The sequence below is a fragment of the Flammeovirgaceae bacterium genome, assembly GCA_015180985.1.
GTDB lineage: Bacteria > Bacteroidota > Bacteroidia > Cytophagales > Cyclobacteriaceae > UBA2336.
In genome coordinates this window covers 2,834,266-2,852,297 of sequence record CP054185.1, presented here as the reverse complement: position 1 = coordinate 2,852,297, position 18,032 = coordinate 2,834,266, and the positions used below count along the sequence as shown (strand labels likewise).

The 18,032-nt window shown below is 46.1% G+C and carries 16 protein-coding genes; 2 read left to right on the top strand and 14 right to left on the bottom strand.

Annotated elements, in window-relative coordinates; all coding sequences use genetic code 11:
• Position 1 precedes the first annotated feature (1 nt).
• Both HRU69_13105 and HRU69_13100 read left to right on the top strand, forming a co-directional pair.
• Positions 2-3,058, top strand: coding sequence for an ATP-binding cassette domain-containing protein (locus HRU69_13105; protein QOI98372.1), 3,057 nt, complete (start codon positions 2-4; stop codon positions 3,056-3,058).
• A gap of 89 nt (positions 3,059-3,147) precedes the next feature.
• Positions 3,148-3,912 carry a YdcF family protein gene (locus tag HRU69_13100; GenBank protein QOI98371.1) on the top strand — a complete coding sequence of 255 codons (765 nt, stop codon included), beginning with the start codon at positions 3,148-3,150 and terminating at the stop codon, positions 3,910-3,912.
• Positions 3,913-3,960: 48 nt separating this feature from the next.
• Here the strand turns inward: HRU69_13100 and HRU69_13095 are convergent, their stop codons facing one another.
• The 14 genes from HRU69_13095 to HRU69_13030 form a co-directional block, all read right to left on the bottom strand.
• On the bottom strand, positions 3,961-5,529 hold the full coding sequence (locus HRU69_13095) for a hypothetical protein (protein QOI98370.1): 1,569 nt from the start codon (positions 5,527-5,529) through the stop codon (positions 3,961-3,963).
• A 20-nt stretch (positions 5,530-5,549) separates the two neighbouring features.
• Positions 5,550-8,282, bottom strand: coding sequence for a TonB-dependent receptor (locus HRU69_13090; protein QOI98369.1), 2,733 nt, complete (start codon positions 8,280-8,282; stop codon positions 5,550-5,552).
• Between the two features lie 150 nt (positions 8,283-8,432).
• Positions 8,433-8,774, bottom strand: a complete 342-nt coding sequence (gene gldC, locus HRU69_13085; GenBank protein QOI98368.1) for a gliding motility protein GldC — start codon at positions 8,772-8,774, stop codon at positions 8,433-8,435.
• Positions 8,775-8,791: 17 nt separating this feature from the next.
• Positions 8,792-9,448, bottom strand: a complete 657-nt coding sequence (locus HRU69_13080; protein ID QOI98367.1) for a CoA transferase subunit B — start codon at positions 9,446-9,448, stop codon at positions 8,792-8,794.
• Positions 9,449-9,455: 7 nt separating this feature from the next.
• Positions 9,456-10,151, bottom strand: coding sequence for a CoA transferase subunit A (locus tag HRU69_13075; GenBank protein ID QOI98366.1), 696 nt, complete (start codon positions 10,149-10,151; stop codon positions 9,456-9,458).
• Between the two features lie 21 nt (positions 10,152-10,172).
• Positions 10,173-11,105: a bifunctional riboflavin kinase/FAD synthetase gene (locus tag HRU69_13070; GenBank protein ID QOI98365.1), complete on the bottom strand. Its 933-nt coding sequence runs from the start codon at positions 11,103-11,105 to the stop codon at positions 10,173-10,175.
• Positions 11,102-11,761, bottom strand: coding sequence for a tRNA pseudouridine(55) synthase TruB (truB, locus tag HRU69_13065; GenBank protein QOI98364.1), 660 nt, complete (start codon positions 11,759-11,761; stop codon positions 11,102-11,104). Before truB ends, HRU69_13070 begins: the two co-directional genes overlap by 4 nt.
• The gene (locus HRU69_13060; protein QOI98363.1) at positions 11,761-12,552 is read right to left on the bottom strand and encodes an undecaprenyl-diphosphate phosphatase; all 792 of its coding nucleotides are present in this window, start codon (positions 12,550-12,552) and stop codon (positions 11,761-11,763) included. Before HRU69_13060 ends, truB begins: the two co-directional genes overlap by 1 nt.
• An 11-nt stretch (positions 12,553-12,563) precedes the next feature.
• A complete protein-coding gene (locus HRU69_13055) occupies positions 12,564-12,773 on the bottom strand; it encodes a DUF3098 domain-containing protein (protein ID QOI98362.1) in 210 nt (69 codons plus the stop codon).
• Positions 12,774-12,779: 6 nt separating this feature from the next.
• Positions 12,780-13,670 (bottom strand): ABC transporter permease, encoded by an 891-nt coding sequence (locus HRU69_13050; protein QOI98361.1) that lies wholly within the window; start codon positions 13,668-13,670, stop codon positions 12,780-12,782.
• A gap of 86 nt (positions 13,671-13,756) precedes the next feature.
• Entirely contained in the window at positions 13,757-14,602 is an 846-nt protein-coding gene (locus tag HRU69_13045) for a hypothetical protein (protein ID QOI98360.1), read from the bottom strand.
• 3 nt (positions 14,603-14,605) lie between these two features.
• The gene (locus HRU69_13040; protein QOI98359.1) at positions 14,606-15,145 is read right to left on the bottom strand and encodes a sigma-70 family RNA polymerase sigma factor; all 540 of its coding nucleotides are present in this window, start codon (positions 15,143-15,145) and stop codon (positions 14,606-14,608) included.
• Positions 15,146-15,240: 95 nt separating this feature from the next.
• Complete coding sequence (locus tag HRU69_13035; protein ID QOI98358.1) at positions 15,241-15,660, bottom strand: DUF2147 domain-containing protein; 420 nt, start codon at positions 15,658-15,660, stop codon at positions 15,241-15,243.
• 62 nt (positions 15,661-15,722) lie between these two features.
• Entirely contained in the window at positions 15,723-18,023 is a 2,301-nt protein-coding gene (locus HRU69_13030) for a sodium-translocating pyrophosphatase (GenBank protein QOI98357.1), read from the bottom strand.
• Positions 18,024-18,032: the final 9 nt, after the last annotated feature.

The window sequence follows — 18,032 nt, the reverse complement described above, 5'->3', positions numbered from 1 at the left end:
TATGAGTGAAGTTGTACTGAATGCTATCCTTAAATTGTTTGCCGTTGTTGCCCGTCAGGATGAAGTCACCCGACAGGAGCGTGAGCAAATTCGTGCATTTCTTGCCGAGCATGTCAGCATAAGCAAACTCGACCATTATCTTATCCGCTTTGATGAATACTCGCGCGAGGTAAGTTCTCAGGATCAGCAGCGCGACATTCAAACCATACAGAAAATATGTGCTGGTCTTAACCTGGAGATTACGCAAAAGCAAAAGGTTATCATTACTCTTGAACTTATCCGAATTGTACTGGCCGATGAAATGATTACTACCCGTGAAAAGGATTTGCTGAAGGTTATTGGCAGCGAGTTTAAAATAAGTGAAGCTGATATTCAGGCGGCACTCCTGTTTGTTCTAGGTAAAGATGCCACTTTATTGGAAAGTGATTCCATCCTCATCATCAGTAGTGCATCAGCTCCATCATCAGGCCAAAGCAAACGGATTAGCCGTAAAAGTCTTAACGGGTTCATTGCCGTGCTCTATTTCCGAAATGTCGAATTGTATTTTGTTAAGTACATCGGCAACTCTGATGTTTACCTTAACGGAGTTCCGATTAAGCCGGGATTTATTTCGGTACTGGCCGTTGGCAGTACCCTGCGGTGGGAAAAGGATGACCCCGTTTACTACGGTGAAATTTTGAATGCCTTTAAAAAATTCAGTGAGAGTGGCCGGATATCATTTGAGGCAAAAAATATCACTTTCAAGTTTAAAAATGGTAAACTCGGCTTGCGCCAGGTAAACCTGGCCGAACAATCCGGTAACCTTGTAGCATTGATGGGCGCCAGCGGTGCCGGCAAATCAACCCTGCTTTATGTTCTTAATGGCACGGAAAAACCAAGTGAAGGGCAGGTTTTAATAAACGGAATTGATATACATAAGGAGCCCGAAAAAATTGAGGGTGTTATTGGCTTTGTTCCGCAAGACGACCTGCTTATTGAGGACCTGACGGTTTATGAAAACCTTTATTATGCGGCTAAACTTTGTTTTAACGATAAGGAAGAGGAATCAATTCACTTCCTGGTGATGAAGACGTTGGAAGATCTAGGCCTGGCCGAAATTAAGGATTTAAAAGTCGGCTCACCCCTGCGAAAAACCATCAGTGGTGGGCAACGCAAACGCCTGAACATCGGGTTGGAATTGCTTCGCGAGCCTGCAGTACTTTTTTGTGATGAGCCCACCAGCGGGCTTTCTTCACGCGACTCGGAGAATATTATCGATTTACTCAAAGAACTTTCGTTAAAAGGAAAACTCGTTTTTGCCGTTATTCATCAGCCCTCTTCTGATATTTTCAAAAAGTTCGACCGGTTACTGATTCTCGACACGGGTGGTTACCAGATTTATTACGGAAATCCCGTTGATGCCATTGTTTATTTTAAAAAGAGTATCGACCTGGTAAGTAGTGATGAAGGCGAGTGCTACGCGTGCGGCAATGTTAACCCCGAGCAGATTTTTAATATTATTGAAACTAAAATTATTAACGAATACGGACACTTTACCAACGAGCGCAAAATAACCCCGGAGCAATGGAGCCGCATCTATAAAAATTCAGCTAAACTTCCTCCAATCGAAACCGCGCATGAACCCATTAAATCATCGCTGCAAATACCAGGCAGGCTTAAGCAAACCCTGCTTTTTTCCATGCGCGACCTGAAAGCCAAACTGCACAACCGGCAATACATGATTATTAATTTGCTGGAAGCACCGTTGCTTGCATTTATACTCGCCTTTATCGTTCGGTATTACAATGTTGACGACAAACTGCTGTCGGGATATGTTTTTGCCAAAAACCTCAACCTGCCCGCTTACCTGTTTATGAGTGTCATTGTAGCCCTGTTTATGGGCCTGACGGTGAGTGCTGAAGAAATTATTCGTGATCGTAAAATTCTTAAACGTGAAGCCTTTCTGCATTTAAGCCGCAGCAGTTATCTCCTTTCCAAAATTTCCATCCTGTTTACTTTATCGGCCATCCAAACACTCACGTTTGTGGTGGTGGGTAATTATATTCTTGAGATCCGCGGTATGCTACCTGAACATTGGATGATCCTGTTTACGGTATCGTGTTTTGCCAATGTACTCGGTTTAAATATTTCATCTGCGTTCAACTCGGCCGTTACTATTTACATTCTTATTCCGTTGTTGATAATACCTCAGCTTATTTTAAGCGGTGTGGTGGTAAAGTTTGATAAACTAAACCCGGTGATAGGTAACACGGCTACCGTACCGTTTGTTGGTGATTTGATGGCCTCGCGCTGGGCATTTGAGGCGGCCATGGTTACGCAGTTTAAGGATAACCGGTACGAGAAAAAATTTTACCTGTACGATAAAATCATGGCCGAGTCGGATTATAAAAAGGTGTACTACCTGCCCGAACTGGAAACCCGACTGCAGTATTGCCTGAATAACCTCAAAGCTATCGACCGTGATGTGATTGCCAAGGTTATGCGCGATCTGGATTTGATACGGAACGAATTGCGTAAAGAAGCTCTTTTTGTTAATACCTCACAAGACATGGTATGGACTGATAACATTACCCTGAAACATTTTGATTCGCTTACCTATGTCCGTGCATCTGAGTTTTTAGTAAGCCTGAGGCGATTCTATATAAGACTCTATAATAAAGCCGATGACGAGAAAGAAAAACTGGTGGCTTCGATGACTGACTCCCCAGAAAAGGAGCGTGAATACGAACTCTTTCGCGAAAGGTACCGTAACGAGGCCATAGCCGAATTTGTCAAGAACCTGTCGGAAACCCATCGGATTATCGAGAAAGACGGTAAACTCATCCAGAAAATTTACCCGATTTATAAAGACCCTGAACCTGAGCATATTGTTGATTTTGATGCCCAGTTTTACATGCCGGCTAAACATTTCCTTAACCGAAACGTTAGTACCTTGATTTTTAACACCGGGGTAATCTGGTCGATGACGCTGGTGCTGGCTATAACCCTGTATTTTGACGTTTTACGAAGAATTATTGATGGGATAGGAAATTTATCGAACCCGTTATATAAAAAATAATACCTTTACGGCCGTAATAAAAAGACCATGATTATTTTGATACTTATCCTGCTGCTTTTGATTCTGGTAAGGATTTTCTAAAATCCGGCATGTTCTTTTTTCTCTCCAAAACATTGGGCTATCTGGTTATGCCGCTGGTGCTGATAAGCCTGTTGTTTCTTCTATCAGCTTTCCTGCCGACACAGCAGTGGCGCAAGCGGCTTTTTTGGATCGCTTTCGGATTACTGTACTTTTTTTCCAATGAATTTATTGCCAATGAAATTATGCAACGGTGGGAGGTACCCCCAACCCCGTATGCGCAGATGACCGGCAGCTATAGGTATGGTATCATTTTAACCGGAGTAACCAGCAACGATGCAGCTTTAACCGATCGCGTTTTTTTTGAGCACGGTGCCGACCGGGTAGTGCATGCGGTTGATTTGTATAAGCGCGGCCTTGTACGGAAGCTTATTGTTTCAGGTGGTACCGGCCGCTTAATTACTAAAAGCCGCAAAGAGGCCGATGAGATTGCCAGGGCATTGGTATTGATGGGTGTGCCAGCCGACAGCCTTATTATTGAAAATAAATCGCGAAACACATACGAGTCGGCTGTAAATGTTATGCGGATGGTGTCTGCTGATACGACCGGTGGTATCGTACTGATCACCTCGGGCTTTCATATGCGCAGGTCGCTGGCCTGTTTTCGCAAAGCCGGCCTCCATGTTACTCCCTTTTCAACGGATTTTTACACCCACCCCCGTTACTATACTCCGGATGTATTGTTCATTCCGAAGGTTGACGCCCTGCTGATTTGGAGTAAACTAGTTAAAGAGTGGACTGGCTTTGCGGCCTATTGGATGGCCGGTTATTTATAAAAAAAACCCTGACGAAGGCCGTCAGGGTTTTTTGGGTGCAATTCAGAATTAAAGTGGAGGGCTTACCGGGAAGAAGGTTCCAAAATACTTCGAAATGTTTGGTTCAGGCACTGTTGAACCGAACTTGGCATTAATTGCCTGAATAAAGATTTTAGCAATGTAAGCCGATCCACGCGGGTTGGGGTGAACACCATCTTCCGAGAAAACTCCGTTCGGGGGAGCCAAGGTTGACCGGATAAACAAGCCATCCACTACAATGCCACCGGTAGGGCTGGTGGCAATCTCATTAAACTTGGTGAATATATCTGCCAGCGCCATGCGGCTGCTGTTGGCTGCAACTTTTGCGGCTATAGCTGTATTGAAGTCGTTTATGCGGGTAGTAATTTCCGTAATTTCAGAAGGAATCAGTACCCACTGGTCGGCCAGTGGCACAGTAACTCCATTAATCAACGTGGGGTCACCACTTACCAAAGTTCCAATAAACGAAGCAGCAGGAAGAACCAGTAAATCCTGGGCTGTAGCTTCCCGGTAACTGGGTAATCCCATCCCGCCCAAATTAGTCAAAGATTCATCAACAATTACCACCGGGTTTTGCCCAACTGAGAAGATAACTTTTCTCTTATCACGTTCTTCAGCGGTAATAAAGCCACCGCCAAATGCGGCTTCAAGACCTGCATTGTAGGGAGCATACCCCGCATTAATCGCATCAATCTGGGCCTGGTTAGTAATCACCACAGGATTATAGGGAACCAACCTGAAATACGGAATAGTAGTAACATTGGGTATGTTGCCAACCACCATTTTCACGTTGTTTGGGTGGGCCAGAATGGCATCAATAGCCGCTGAATACTGGGCTGTAAAGGCTGGCACACTGGTTAAAATAGATGGATTAGAAGCACCACCTACTGCATAACCCAGTACATCATTATTTCCAAGCCAGAAAGATACAAAGGTTGGATTGGTGGCTAATGCATCACTGATAATTGTGGAGCCGGTAGAACCATCCGTACTAGGGGTTTTGGCAAAGCGGGCAAAGTACGGGTTGTAGGCAGGGTTCGGTGCCGGTGGCGGAGGTCCACCGGTTGCCGGTGTAAGTGCTTGTGCGAGGATAATGCCCGGAACACCGAAGTTGTTCAGGTTGTCTTTGTTGCCTGCATACGGTGCCAAAGCCAATAAGTGATCAGTTGAGGTGGTGTTATATGGAGCCGGCACTCCGGTTGTACCTGCAGGTGTTGGCGATGCAGATAAAGGTCCGGTCGGGCCGTCAGGGTCAAACAAAATCAACCGGCCCAATGTACACCCGGCAGATGGATTAAAGCACCCGTTTACCGAGTTAACCATGGGCTGATCGAACGGATCGTTTTCGCTTACATAGGCAAAGTGCTCAGCCATAATAGCCGGGTAAGAATTTTGCTGACCAAATGCAAACAGTGCACTGGCCATGTAACCGGCCGTTAATGAATTGCCAATTGAAACAAACTTGGTAAAGTTTGCACTGCCGGACTCCCCGGTCGGATCCGGATCCGGGTCAGGATCTTGTTGCACCAATATTTCCTGCTCACAACCAAACACAAAGAGCAGGGTAAGTAGTATGCTTAAAAATTTCATCTTTTTCATAAACTGCTTATTAACATTTACTATTTAAAAAGTTCATCAAAGGTTATCGACAGGTAGTATTGCTGCCCTACAAAACTGCTACCAAAGTTCGGCCGGTAGTCGCCACCCAGCAGGTTGGTGCCACCCAGTTTTAGTATGGCCTTCATGGAGGTGATCTGGTAGCTCAGCATCGCATCAAAAACTCCATATTCAGGAACAATCCAGTTCCCAAAACCCGAGTTCCACATGAAGGATTCCTGCCAGCGGAAGTTCAGGTTAAATCCAAAACCTGTGTTATTGATATTCCGGTTACTGAGGCCAACCATAATTTTGTTTTCGGGTGTGTTAAAGCCGGCAATAAATTCTTCTTCGTTGGCATCGTAGTTCTGAAAGGTATAGTTGGCCATGGCCACATAGCCTTTCAGGAAGGAATAACTCAGGTTAAGACCCGCACCCAGTGAGGTAATGGATTCGGGTGAGTTCACATACGGGGACCACAGCGTACCTGCTGGCACCGTATTTCCTTTATGGGTAGTGGGCAGTTTGCTATACACCAGTTGGTCGCCAAGAAAATTTTTGTAGGTATTGTAAAATGCATAGGCATCTACCAGCAGGCTTTTGTTGAAGGAACCTTTATAACCAACTTCAATGGTTTGCAGTTTCTCTGGTTTAATGTACGGGATGTCAGCGGTTTCTAAAAGCGATTGATTACCTCCGATAAGTGTTCCGGTTGCACCGTCAATACTACCACCTGAGGCTCTGTAGGCGAGCCATGAGCTTTCGGTGTAGGCTCCTCCATTGTGTACACCGTACGGTTCGGCATTGTCCTTGGTGCTTCCCAGCAGGATGCCTGACCCTGTAGGGAAGTAAATGTACTGAGCTTGCGTGTCGGGGTTACGAAAACCGGTTTGGAACGAAGCCCGGAAGAAACTGTTTTCGCTGGCTGAGAATACGGCTGAAAGCCGGGGTGTCCACAAGCCGTCAAAGTTCTGGTTTTTATCATGACGGATTGAACCGGTAAGTTTTAGTTTACCGAATTCTTTCGCCATTTGCAGGTATGCGCCATACTCGTCAATGGTAATACGCGATGCATTACCGTCCCCATCCGGATCCTCATTATACACTGTGGCATCAGAGAAAAGATCATACCTTCTGAAGTTACCGCCAATCTGCACTTCGGCCCATGTAATCATATCGTCAAACCGGTAGTTAAACTCGGCATGGTAGAGCCTGGAGTTGTCAATGAATTTGGCGCCTGGAGGAGTGCGCTGAAAGAATCGGTTGCGTACAGCATTAATGGTATCCTGAATCTGTTCAGGAGTAGCGTTTAACATAAACCTGTCGGCAAATGTCCTTGCTGCAGCATGATCGCCCGGTGTAACCGTTGGGATTGCACCACTGTATGCCAATACATAATCTTGTACCCAACCGCCTGATGGACCCGTTGCTGAAGTACGGAAAGCCTCATTTACAAAAGCACCAAGTGCACTCATGTTATACGAGTTTCCTGCATCGGTACGTGTATTGTAACCGCGAATAAAGAAATTCTTGCCCCTAAGTTCTACTTTGTGAAACTGCTGAGTAAAGTCACGAATGGCGTATTTTTCACTACCCTGGTAAACGGTATTACCTCCACCAAAACGATAAGCGTAGCTAAGCTCAAGGTTAGGATTGAATCGGTAATGCAAAGCAGCATCATACTTCATACTGCTGGCATCATAGTTATCAACAAGATCTTCTTCCCTGAAGCCGGTACGCGTAAGCGGAGAAAAGCCAGGAATTCCTGTGTTAATCACGGTTTCATCTCCGTATAGGTTAAGACCGTCAAAGTACGGCAGACTGGTTTGACTTACCGGATTTTCCGGATCGGGCCGGTGGGTGCGGTAGTCATTTCCTTTCCAGTCGGTTGCATCAGCCATCGAGAAGTTAATTTTAAAAGCGAATTTGTTATTAAAGGCTTTGGCATACCGGAGGCCGAAGTTGTACATCGGGTTGGCCTCGCCTTGTGCATCCGAACGGGTTACGCCACCTTTTGCTGTTACGCTAAGCCCTTGGTACTCAAAAGGCGATTTGCTGTTCATCAGAATGATGCCGTTAAAGGCGTTAGGTCCGTACAAAGCAGAGGAAGCCCCGGGTAGTAAGTCCATGCTTTCTGCATCCAGTTCACTGATACCTACAAGGTTACCGGTGGGGAAATTGAGAATGGGTGCGGAGGTATCCATTCCATCAACCAACTGAACGAACCGTGTGTTGGCAATGGTAGCGAAGCCACGAGTATTCATGGCCTGGAAGTTTAAGCTGCCGGCAGTCATCTGAACACCCGGCTGATAGGAAACGGATTCATAAAAGTCAGGGGCAGGTACGTTGCGGATATCCAGCGACCCGACACGGTAGGCTGTTACGGGCGCTTTCATAAACTCAGCCCGCTGGCCCTGGCCGATTACCACAATCTCATCAAGGCCTAGTGGGTCTGATTCCATAGAAACATCAATACCTGATGTGGCACCGGTAACCTCCACCTCCAAGCCCCGGTATCCGATAAAGGAAAATCGAAGGGTAAAAGGCGGAGTTTTGCTGGTGCTTAACGTATAATCACCATTGGCATCCGTTACGGTTCCATCGGTTGTGCCTTTAACGATGATGTTTACACCTGGCATAGGTGTTCCGGTTTCGTCTTTCACCTTGCCGGAAACAGTGGTTTGAGCAAAAGTTGTCGTATAGCCCAGTATCATCAGTAGTGATAGAGCCCACGAACGTTTGTAAAACTTCTCCATACGGTTTTCTTTAGTTGGTTGGTTTTGTGAAATAATTAATTGTGTTTGGTTATGGTAAAAGGATCTTCTTTGTACTATCCTGAAAAGTACAAAATTTTAGTAAAAAACAAAGTAAACGCCTGTGATTTCGTTAAAGGGCTGCTTGAGGTGTTACCCGTTTTTAAGGTTTTCGGAGCGAAGGTGGTCAACCAACCTGTCGCACAGGGCGTGGGTTTCGCTGGCCATGTATTCATCGCCAGTAGCCGTTAAGATGCTCTGGGCAAGCCCGCCAAGGCAATCAATGTAAAATCGTTTCATTTCATCAACCGGCATGTCTTTGGTCCATAAATCAATGCGTAGGGTATTTTTTTGCGATTGGTCCCACAGGGATATACTGATGGACTTGGTTTGGGCAGGTGCCGCTTCAGGCTTGTCAGAAGCATCCCACAGGATTTTATCGGGTACGTTGTTGCTGTCCAGTTCTACGCTAAAGTTGATGGTTGTTTTTCTCATGTCGGTCAGGTAGTAAATCAGAAAGTCATTTCGGGAATTTCGCCCTCGGTAATCAGTTTGCCTGCTGTTGCATTTTTTATTTGCTCTACACTTACGCCCGGTGCGCGTTCAAGCAGTTTAAAGCCTCCGGTGGGCACGATATCCAACACGGCCATATCAGTAACAATTCGTTTCACGCAACGGAGGCCGGTAAGGGGCAGGGTACATTCTTTTAAAAGTTTGGAGGCTCCGTCTTTACTGCAGTGTTGCATGGCTACAATAATGTGTTCAGCTGAAGCCACCAGATCCATGGCACCCCCCATTCCTTTTACCATTTTGCCTGGTACTTTCCAGTTGGCGATGTCGCCCTGTTCGCTCACCTCCATGGCGCCAAGGATTGTCAGATCGATATGCCCGCCCCGAATCATGGCAAAACTTTCGGCCGAACTAAACAATGCTGAACCGGGCAACATGGTGATGGTTTGCTTGCCGGCATTGATTAAATCCGGGTCAACCTGATCCTCGGTAGGGAAGGGGCCAATCCCCAGCAATCCGTTTTCTGATTGAAGAACTACGTTGAGGTTGGCCGGTATATAATTGGCTACCAGGGTGGGAATACCGATACCCAGGTTAATATACATGCCGTCTTTTACTTCGCGGGCAATGCGTTTGGCTATACCTATTTTGTCTAACATAACCGGCTTATTTTCGAATTGTACGTTGTTCAATCCGTTTTTCGTAATTCTTACCCTGGAATATGCGCTGTACATAAATTCCGGGGGTATGAACTTGGTTGGGATCCAACTGCCCCACAGGCACCAGTTCTTCTACTTCGGCAATCGTAATTTTTCCGGCCGCAGCCATCATCGGGTTAAAATTTCGGGAGGTGCCCCGGTAAATTAAGTTGCCGGTTGTATCGCCTTTCCAGGCTTTTACCAGCGAAAAATCAGCCCGAAGCCAGTGTTCCAATAGGTATTTTTTTCCATTAAACTCCCTTACTTCTTTTCCCTGAGCCACTTCAGTACCTACACCTGCCGGTGTGTAAAAAGCGGGTATGCCGGCACCGCCCGCACGGCAGCGTTCGGCCAGTGTTCCCTGCGGAATGAGTTCAACTTCCAGTTCTCCCGACAACAGTTGCCGCTCAAACTCCTCGTTTTCACCTACATACGATGAAATCATTTTTTTTACCTGCCGGGTTTTTAGTAATAACCCAATGCCAAAATCATCAACGCCTGCGTTGTTCGAAATACACGTTAAACCTTTTACGCCCTTGCGGAGCAGGGCTGCGATGCAATTTTCGGGGATACCCGATAAGCCGAAGCCACCCAGCATTAACACGGCATTATCGGGAATATCCCGCACGGCTTCATCGGCATCGCGAACAACTTTATTAATCATGTGCAACTGATTTTTACAAATCTAATCCAATTTTAAAATCCGACTGACTTCAATCTTATCCTGCTCCAGTTGCAGGCGTAACTGTTCGAGGTCATTGAACTTCGTATCCTTGCGGATAAGAGCATGCAGGTACAGTGTAAGGGTTTCTCCATAGATATCTTTGGCAAAATTAAAGATGTTTACCTCGATTGATTTTTGATTACCTCCGATAGTGGGGCGGTAACCGATGTAAAGCATGCCGCCAAATGTGTTATTTCCATATACAACCGTAACGGCATAGATGCCATCAGCCGGAATGAGTTTGTGTTGTGAGTCAATTTCCAGATTGGCTGTAGGAAATCCAATCAGCCTGCCGATTTTATCGCCTTTAATCACGCGCCCGGTTAGCAGGTAAGGCTTGCCCAACAGCTGGTTAGCCGATGAAACATCGCCTTGCTCCAGCGCCTGACGGATTTTTGTTGAACTAACCGTAACGTGGTCAACATCCTGCCGGGGAATTTCTTCAACATCAAAGCCATACCGGGGGCCATTGGTTTTTAATTCCTCAAAACTTCCTTCGCGGTTGTGCCCAAACCGGTGGTCGTACCCGATAACCAGTTTTTTAGTTCCGATGGTTTGTACAAGTATATGAGTAATAAATTCTACTGATGATAAATTAGAGAATTCACGGGTGAATGGGATCCGTACCAGGTGCTGAATGCCTTGCTCTTTAATGAGTTCGGCTTTTTCCTCGAACGTGTTTAATAATTTCAGGCTGTTGTCTTCCGGATACAGTACCAGCCGCGGATGCGGCCAAAAGGTAAGAACCACGGTTTCGCCATGGTTCTTTTGGGCTATTTCTTTCAGGCGTGTTAATATGCGCTGGTGCCCCAAATGAACACCGTCAAAAGTTCCGCTGGTAACCACGGCATAGGGCAGCCGGTTAAAGTCATCAAGGTGGTGGTATATTTTCATTGAACTTGTTCGGGGCTTAGCGCATCGGCCAGTTGATACGTACCGATACGTGTTCGGCAAAGTTGCGAAAGATGGGCGCCAACACCAAGAGTGTCACCGAAGTCGCGTACCAGGCTGCGGATGTAAGTGCCTTTTGAGCACACTACCTTAAATTGTACAGCAGGCAGATTGATGGTTGTGATGGTGAAGTCTTTTATTAAAACTTCGCGCGGTTGTAAAGCCGGATCCTTTCCTTTCCGGGCCAGGACATACGCGCGTTTACCGCCAATACGGATGGCCGAGTGTGCAGGGGGCGTTTGAAGGATTGTGCCGGTAAATTTTTTAGCAGTTTCACGGATAACCCTTTCGGTAAGGTGACTTAGTTCCCTTTTTTCTGATACCGGTGTTTCCAGGTCGTGCGAGGGCGTTGTTTGCCCCAGAATAAGTGTACCTGTATATTCTTTTTCTAACCCCATAAACTCTTCAATTCGTTTGGTCATTTTGCCGGTGCAGATAATTAGCAGACCTGTTGCCAGCGGGTCAAGTGTGCCGGCATGGCCAATTTTTTTTATTTTCAGTTTATAACGCAGCTTGTTAACTACATCAAAGGAGGTCCACCCCAGTGGCTTGTTAACAAGCAGCAGGCGGTCGGTATCGGATAATTCCTGATTCACCATCAGATAACGAGGTCGAAACCAAGGTGGTAAAGCAGCAAAATAGTGAGGCCAACCACAATGCGATAGTAGCCAAATGCCTTAAAGCCGTGTCGTGTCAAAAAGCCAATGAACGACTTCATTGCCAGCATGGCAACCACAAACGCCACCAGGTTACCGACTACCAGCAGGAGAACATCATCCGATGAAATGGTTGTTCCGGATTTTGCGAATGAATAAAGCTTGTAGGCTGCTGCTGCAAATAAGGTAGGAACGGCCAGAAAGAAAGAAAATTCTGCTGCGTTCTTTTTATTCAATTTTTGAGTAAGTCCACCAATGATGGTGGCTGCTGAACGCGAAACCCCGGGAATAAGCGCCAGGCATTGGAACAGTCCGATGCGCAGGGCAACCGGGTTTGTTATTCGCTGCTCAATATTCTTTTCGTTCATTACAAACAGGTTGTCGACAAACAAGAAAAAGAATCCTCCGGCCACCAGGGCATAACCCACCACATCAACCCGTTCAAGCCAGGCATCGATAAAGTTATCCAACAAAAGGCCGATGAGTGCAGCAGGTATAAAGGCAATAAATAAGTTGAAATAGAAATCGACCGATTGAATGAATTTCTTCCAATAAAGCACAACCACCGAAAGAATAGCCCCAAACTGAACGGCCACGGTAAACAATTTTGTGAAAGGTTGGGTAGCAATACCCATCAGCGAGGAGCCAATTATAATATGCCCTGTTGATGATACAGGAAGAAATTCGGTAAGGCCTTCTATGATGGCCAGCAGAATAGCCTGGATAACCGTCATGGAAACTGCGGTTACTTTTTCTCTTCGGCCCGGTACAGAATAGCAACGAGTTGGATGATAAACCCGGCTACAACTATAATTGGCCCCAGCGTCAGGCCGAGAAATCCGAAGCCATGTGGTTCTTTATCCAGCGACATAACAATAAAACCAACGATCAGCGTTATCAGACCGGCAATCATCAGGATGTAGTTTTTTCGGCTAAAGGGTAATTTGTGCTCCATAACTTATCAATATAGTTCATCTAACGACATGCGGAGATACCTGCGAATGGACGCCTGGGTGCTGACCACAGAAATAATTATTCCAAGCAAAAGCAGGCCACCCATCAGCATTGCGAAATGAGGTAAACTCTGAAGTACTTTAAGATCTTCAATTTTACGGTTAGCGGTTTCAATAACACCGGCAAGCGCAACGGATGCCAATAATCCGCCAACCGAACCATAAATCATTGCCCGAAGTAAGAAGGGTTTTTGAATAAACCAATTCTTTGCTCCAACCAGTTGCATGCTGCGGATAAGGAAGCGCTGAGAAAATAAGGCCAGCCGTATGGTATTATTGATAAGTAGAATAACTACCAGTAAAAAGATAAGGATAAGACCCAGCAGAATCAGGCTAATACGGGCTACATTGTTATTAATGGCGGTTATCAGTTCTTCAACGTAGTAAACCTGAAAGATGCCATTCATGCCTTCGATCTCCTTCTTTATTTTATTCAGGTCTTCGGGGCTGTGATAAGCCGGGTCAATAGTAATCAGGTAGGCATCATGCAGCGGATTTTCACCAAGAAATTTGGTAAAGTCTTCACCCGTTTCGGCAATAAATTTCCTGGCTGCTTCGTCTTTCGACATGAACGTTACCGGCTGAGTATTAGTTGCATTTTTGGTAAGGTAAGGGAGTGCTTCTAGTTTTCTTTGGATTTGCGTACGCTGACTTTCGGTTAAGCCGTTCTTTAAATAAACCTGTATGCGTACATTTTCGCGCACCAGTTTTTCAAGTTGGCTGGAGTAGATAATGAGCAGTCCAAAAAGACCCGTTACAAAGAGGGCAAGCGTAATGCTTAGGATTACCCCAATTAACGGATAGCTGCCAAGTTTTTTGGTTACGTAGCCCCTCTGCATCGGGGCAAAGGTAACTATTTAATTCTGTAAAGCCGGTAGCAAATAAACATACCAACAAAAAACCCCGCCATAAGCGGGGCCTCCTGTTAATTGCCTCGGTATTGTTTTAACTTGTTGAGGAGTGCTTTGTCTTTGATGGGCACCAGCGGAGTTGGCACTGACTTATCAAGGTCAAGCAGGTAGTATGCACTATTGTAGTAGAGCACCACGGTGCGCTGATCGCCTGCTATGAATTCAAGAATTTCATACAGGTTGTCATCGAATGATCCGAACAACACCAGTTTGTTGTCTTTAAACATATAGTGGAAACCGTGCTTGCGGGTACCTTCTTCGGTTGCAACTTCAATGGAAGAAGTTACAAACGCTTTTGAGATTATTTCCAGTTGAGCTTGTTCTTTTTGCAGCTGCAATTGGTCTGCTTCATCCTCGGGTGAATAAACCTCGAGTTTAGGTTGTACAGCCGGTGCAGTTGACTCGGAAACAACCGGCTTTTCTGCGGGTTTGGTATTCACTGCGCCTTCGTCAGTATTACCTGCTGCCGGGTCCTGCGATATTGATTCAGTGCCAGCCGGGGTTACAGGGCCAACATTAGTTGCTTCTTTTTTATTAACCTGTGGCTGCTCGTTGTCTTTATTAACAAAGTAATAATACAGGGCAGTTGACACTACACCCACAACGGCAATAGCTGAAATAATTTTAGCAACGGAGGCTGTACCAACATGTGCCGGAGGTACCGGAACATTGTTAAGCATGGCTTTTAACTCAGTCACACGCGCCTGGCGGATGCCTTGTATAAGCTCCTGCTGGAATCTTAACTCTTGCTGCAACTCAGGACTACCCTGTAATTGCTGTTCAAAGGCGGTTTTGTCCTGTCCGGTGAGCCGGTTGGCCAGGTAATCATCCAGTAAGCGTAATTCGTTTTCGGAGGCCATGTTCTAATCTAAAAAATCCATCTCAGAATACTGAGCTTTAATTAATTCATCCAGTTTTTGTTTGCACTTATACTTTTTGGTTTTTGCGGTATCGGTATTGGCAAACCCCAACTTGTCAGCAATTTCCTGCATTGACATCTCATCGAAATAGTAGTACATCAGCACTTTTTTGCAGGTATCGCCTAACTGATCAATACACCGGGCGATGATTTTATTCCTTTCTTCGGTTTCTGTATCAAGGGTAACCGGCAGGTCTTTCTCTTCGCTGCTCAGCCGTTTTTTCCGGTCCAGCTCTTTTCGCCATAAATTCTGGCAAATGCTGTAGATAAACGTACTCATTTTTGAGGTGAGCACCAACTTACCCGAAACGGCCTTTTGCCAGAATACTACCAGGGCTTCCTGGTAGATATCGCGGGCTTCTTCCTCGGTTCCGCTGTTGGTAATGACCAACTTGGTCATCATCCGGTAGTATTTTTTGTATAAGAACTCCAGAGCTCGTTCATCACCTTTACAGATGCGCTCGAAAATTTCCTTTTCGTCCATTGCAGAGCTCGACTTGAATACCATCCTGTGTCAATTTGGTAACCGTAAACGTGGTTTAATGTACTATATTATCGTTAAAATGTTGCATAGGCAGATTAATCGGCTTTAAGCCAGGTTTGGGTTCGCCAAAATGGTCCCCAATAACCCCTGAGTTTAAGATTTACACCTTCCAGCCATACTTTGCACCGGTAAACTTTACCATTTTCCGGGTCAAGAATATTTCCGTTTGTGTACTCGTTGCCAGATTTTATCAGGTCTTTCATAATCTCCATACCAATAATCTTTTTATTGTACCGCTCATCCTCCGAATCGCATTTGGAACATACGGGGTCGGGGTTTTGCCCGGGTTTCGGAAACGTTTGAATGACCCTTCCGAACACCTTACCGTTTCGTTCATAAATCTCAACAACCGATTTAAGCTCTCCGGAGGTGTCGTCAATGGTCTTCCATTTTCCAAAGACTGTTTGGCCCGAGGCGCTTAGCGAAAGTAGAGCAAAAACAACGAGTTTAAGCATGGTGTAAAATAAACAAAAAACCCTGACCGGCACGGCCAGGGTTCTTTTATAATAAACAGAGGCTACTTTGCCTGGGCGTTATCTAATGGAGTAACGCTTATGACTTCCATTTTGAGCTTATTTTCTTCAACCTGCGACTGACTGGTGTTAGTATCCTGTGCGAGCAACGGGGCAATAACCAGGGCTACTACCGACATAAGTTTTAAAAGAATATTCAGTGAAGGCCCAGAAGTGTCCTTAAACGGATCGCCTACGGTATCGCCAACCACGGCTGCTTTGTGGGGGTCGGATTTTTTGTAATACTTCTGGCCGTTTATTTCAACTCCCTCTTCAAAACTTTTCTTGGCGTTATCCCAGGCACCACCGGCATTAGACTGGAAAATGGCCATCAGTACACCGGACACAGTTACTCCGGCCAACATACCCCCCAAGGCTTCAACGCCAAAGCCAGGCAAAAAGGCAATTAAAACCGGAGCAATAACTGCCATCAGCCCGGGAACGACCATCTGGCGGATTGCTGCCTGCGTGGAGATTTCAACACACTTTCCGTACTCGGCCTTGCCATCGGCATCATTAAAAATTTTCTGGTCTTCAGCCGACCATTCTTCTTTGCTTTTATCACCGTTGCGCTTCATTACGTCCAACGCGGCTTTTAAAGCGGGTATGGATGTGAACTGCCTCCTTACCTCTTCAATCATGGACATGGCTGCCCGGCCTACTGCGCCCATAGCAAGTGCGGAGAATACAAATGGGAGCATACCACCGATAAATAAGCCGGCCATTACATTGGCTTTTGAAACGTCAATCGATCCGAGTTTTGCCGTAGTCATAAAAGCGCCAAACAACGCTAGTGCAGTTAGTGCGGCCGAAGCAATAGCAAAACCTTTTCCAATTGCGGCTGTAGTATTACCAACGGCATCCAGTTTGTCGGTGCGGGAGCGAACTTCTTTGGGTAATTCCGACATTTCGGCAATACCACCGGCATTATCCGAAATGGGACCATAGGCATCAACGGCCAGTTGAATACCCAGGTTAGAAAGCATGCCCACAGCGGCAATCGCAATGCCGTACAAGCCGCCAAAGTAAAATGCACCAATAATGGATAATGCAATAATGATTATGGGTAATGCGGTGGACATCATACCAACGCCCAGGCCGGCTATAATATTTGTAGCAGCCCCGGTTGACGACTGCCGAACAATGGAGAGTACGGGCTTTTTACCCATACCGGTGTAATATTCGGTAATAAGTCCAACAAGTAAGCCGGCAATTAACCCGATGACTGTTGCCCAGAATACACCCAAGGCGGTCATCGTCCTTACTACAGCATTTCCTTCTCCATCGGTATACAGCGGGTCCGTAAAGCTCCACTGGGCCGGCAGCATGCTTGTAATAATAAAGTAAGAGGCGGCAATCATAATACCTGATGAAACAAACTCGCCCATGTTCAGGGCTTTTTGCGGATCGCCCCCTTCTTTAACGCGAACGAAAAATGTTCCGATAAAGGACATAACAATACCAACACCGGCCAGTACAAGAGGTAATAGCACGGCAGACAAGCCATTGAAGTTATCGACAAATCCAGGTACCATAAAAGCGGCACCCAGTACCATCGTACCCACAATGGAGCCTACATACGATTCAAACAAATCGGCTCCCATGCCGGCTACATCACCCACGTTATCGCCCACGTTATCGGCAATGGTAGCCGGATTAAGCGGGTGGTCTTCAGGGATACCGGCTTCAACTTTGCCTACAAGGTCAGCACCAACATCGGCCGCTTTGGTGTAGATACCTCCGCCAACACGGGCAAATAATGCGATAGAAGAAGCGCCAAATGAAAAACCAGTAATGATGGTAATAACCTGTGTAAGATTGGCTTGTGAATCAATACCGAAAATATTGGAGTAGATGATAAATAGCGTGCTTAGCCCCAGTACGCCAAGTCCTACAACCCCCATACCCATCACTGAACCTCCGGCAAAGGCAACTTCCAGCGCACGGCCCAAGCTGGTGCGGGCCGCATGGGTGGTACGAACATTGGCTTTTGTTGCTACCCGCATACCGATAAAACCGGCAAGTGCGGAGCAGAAGGCTCCAAGTACAAATGAAACAGCTACCAGGGGGGAGGAGGATTCGGTATTGGCCGTTACCCCGAGCAGAATAGCTACGCAAACAACAAACACTGCTAAGATTTTGTATTCAGCTTTCAGAAAAGCCATGGCGCCTTCGGCTATGTGGCCGGCAATCTTTTTCATTTTATCTGAGCCGGCATCCTGCTTATTAACCCAGGCGCTTTTCCATAAAACAAAAATAATCCCCAGCACTCCGAATGCCGGCAAGTAGTAATGTAGGTTTTCCATTGTAACGTT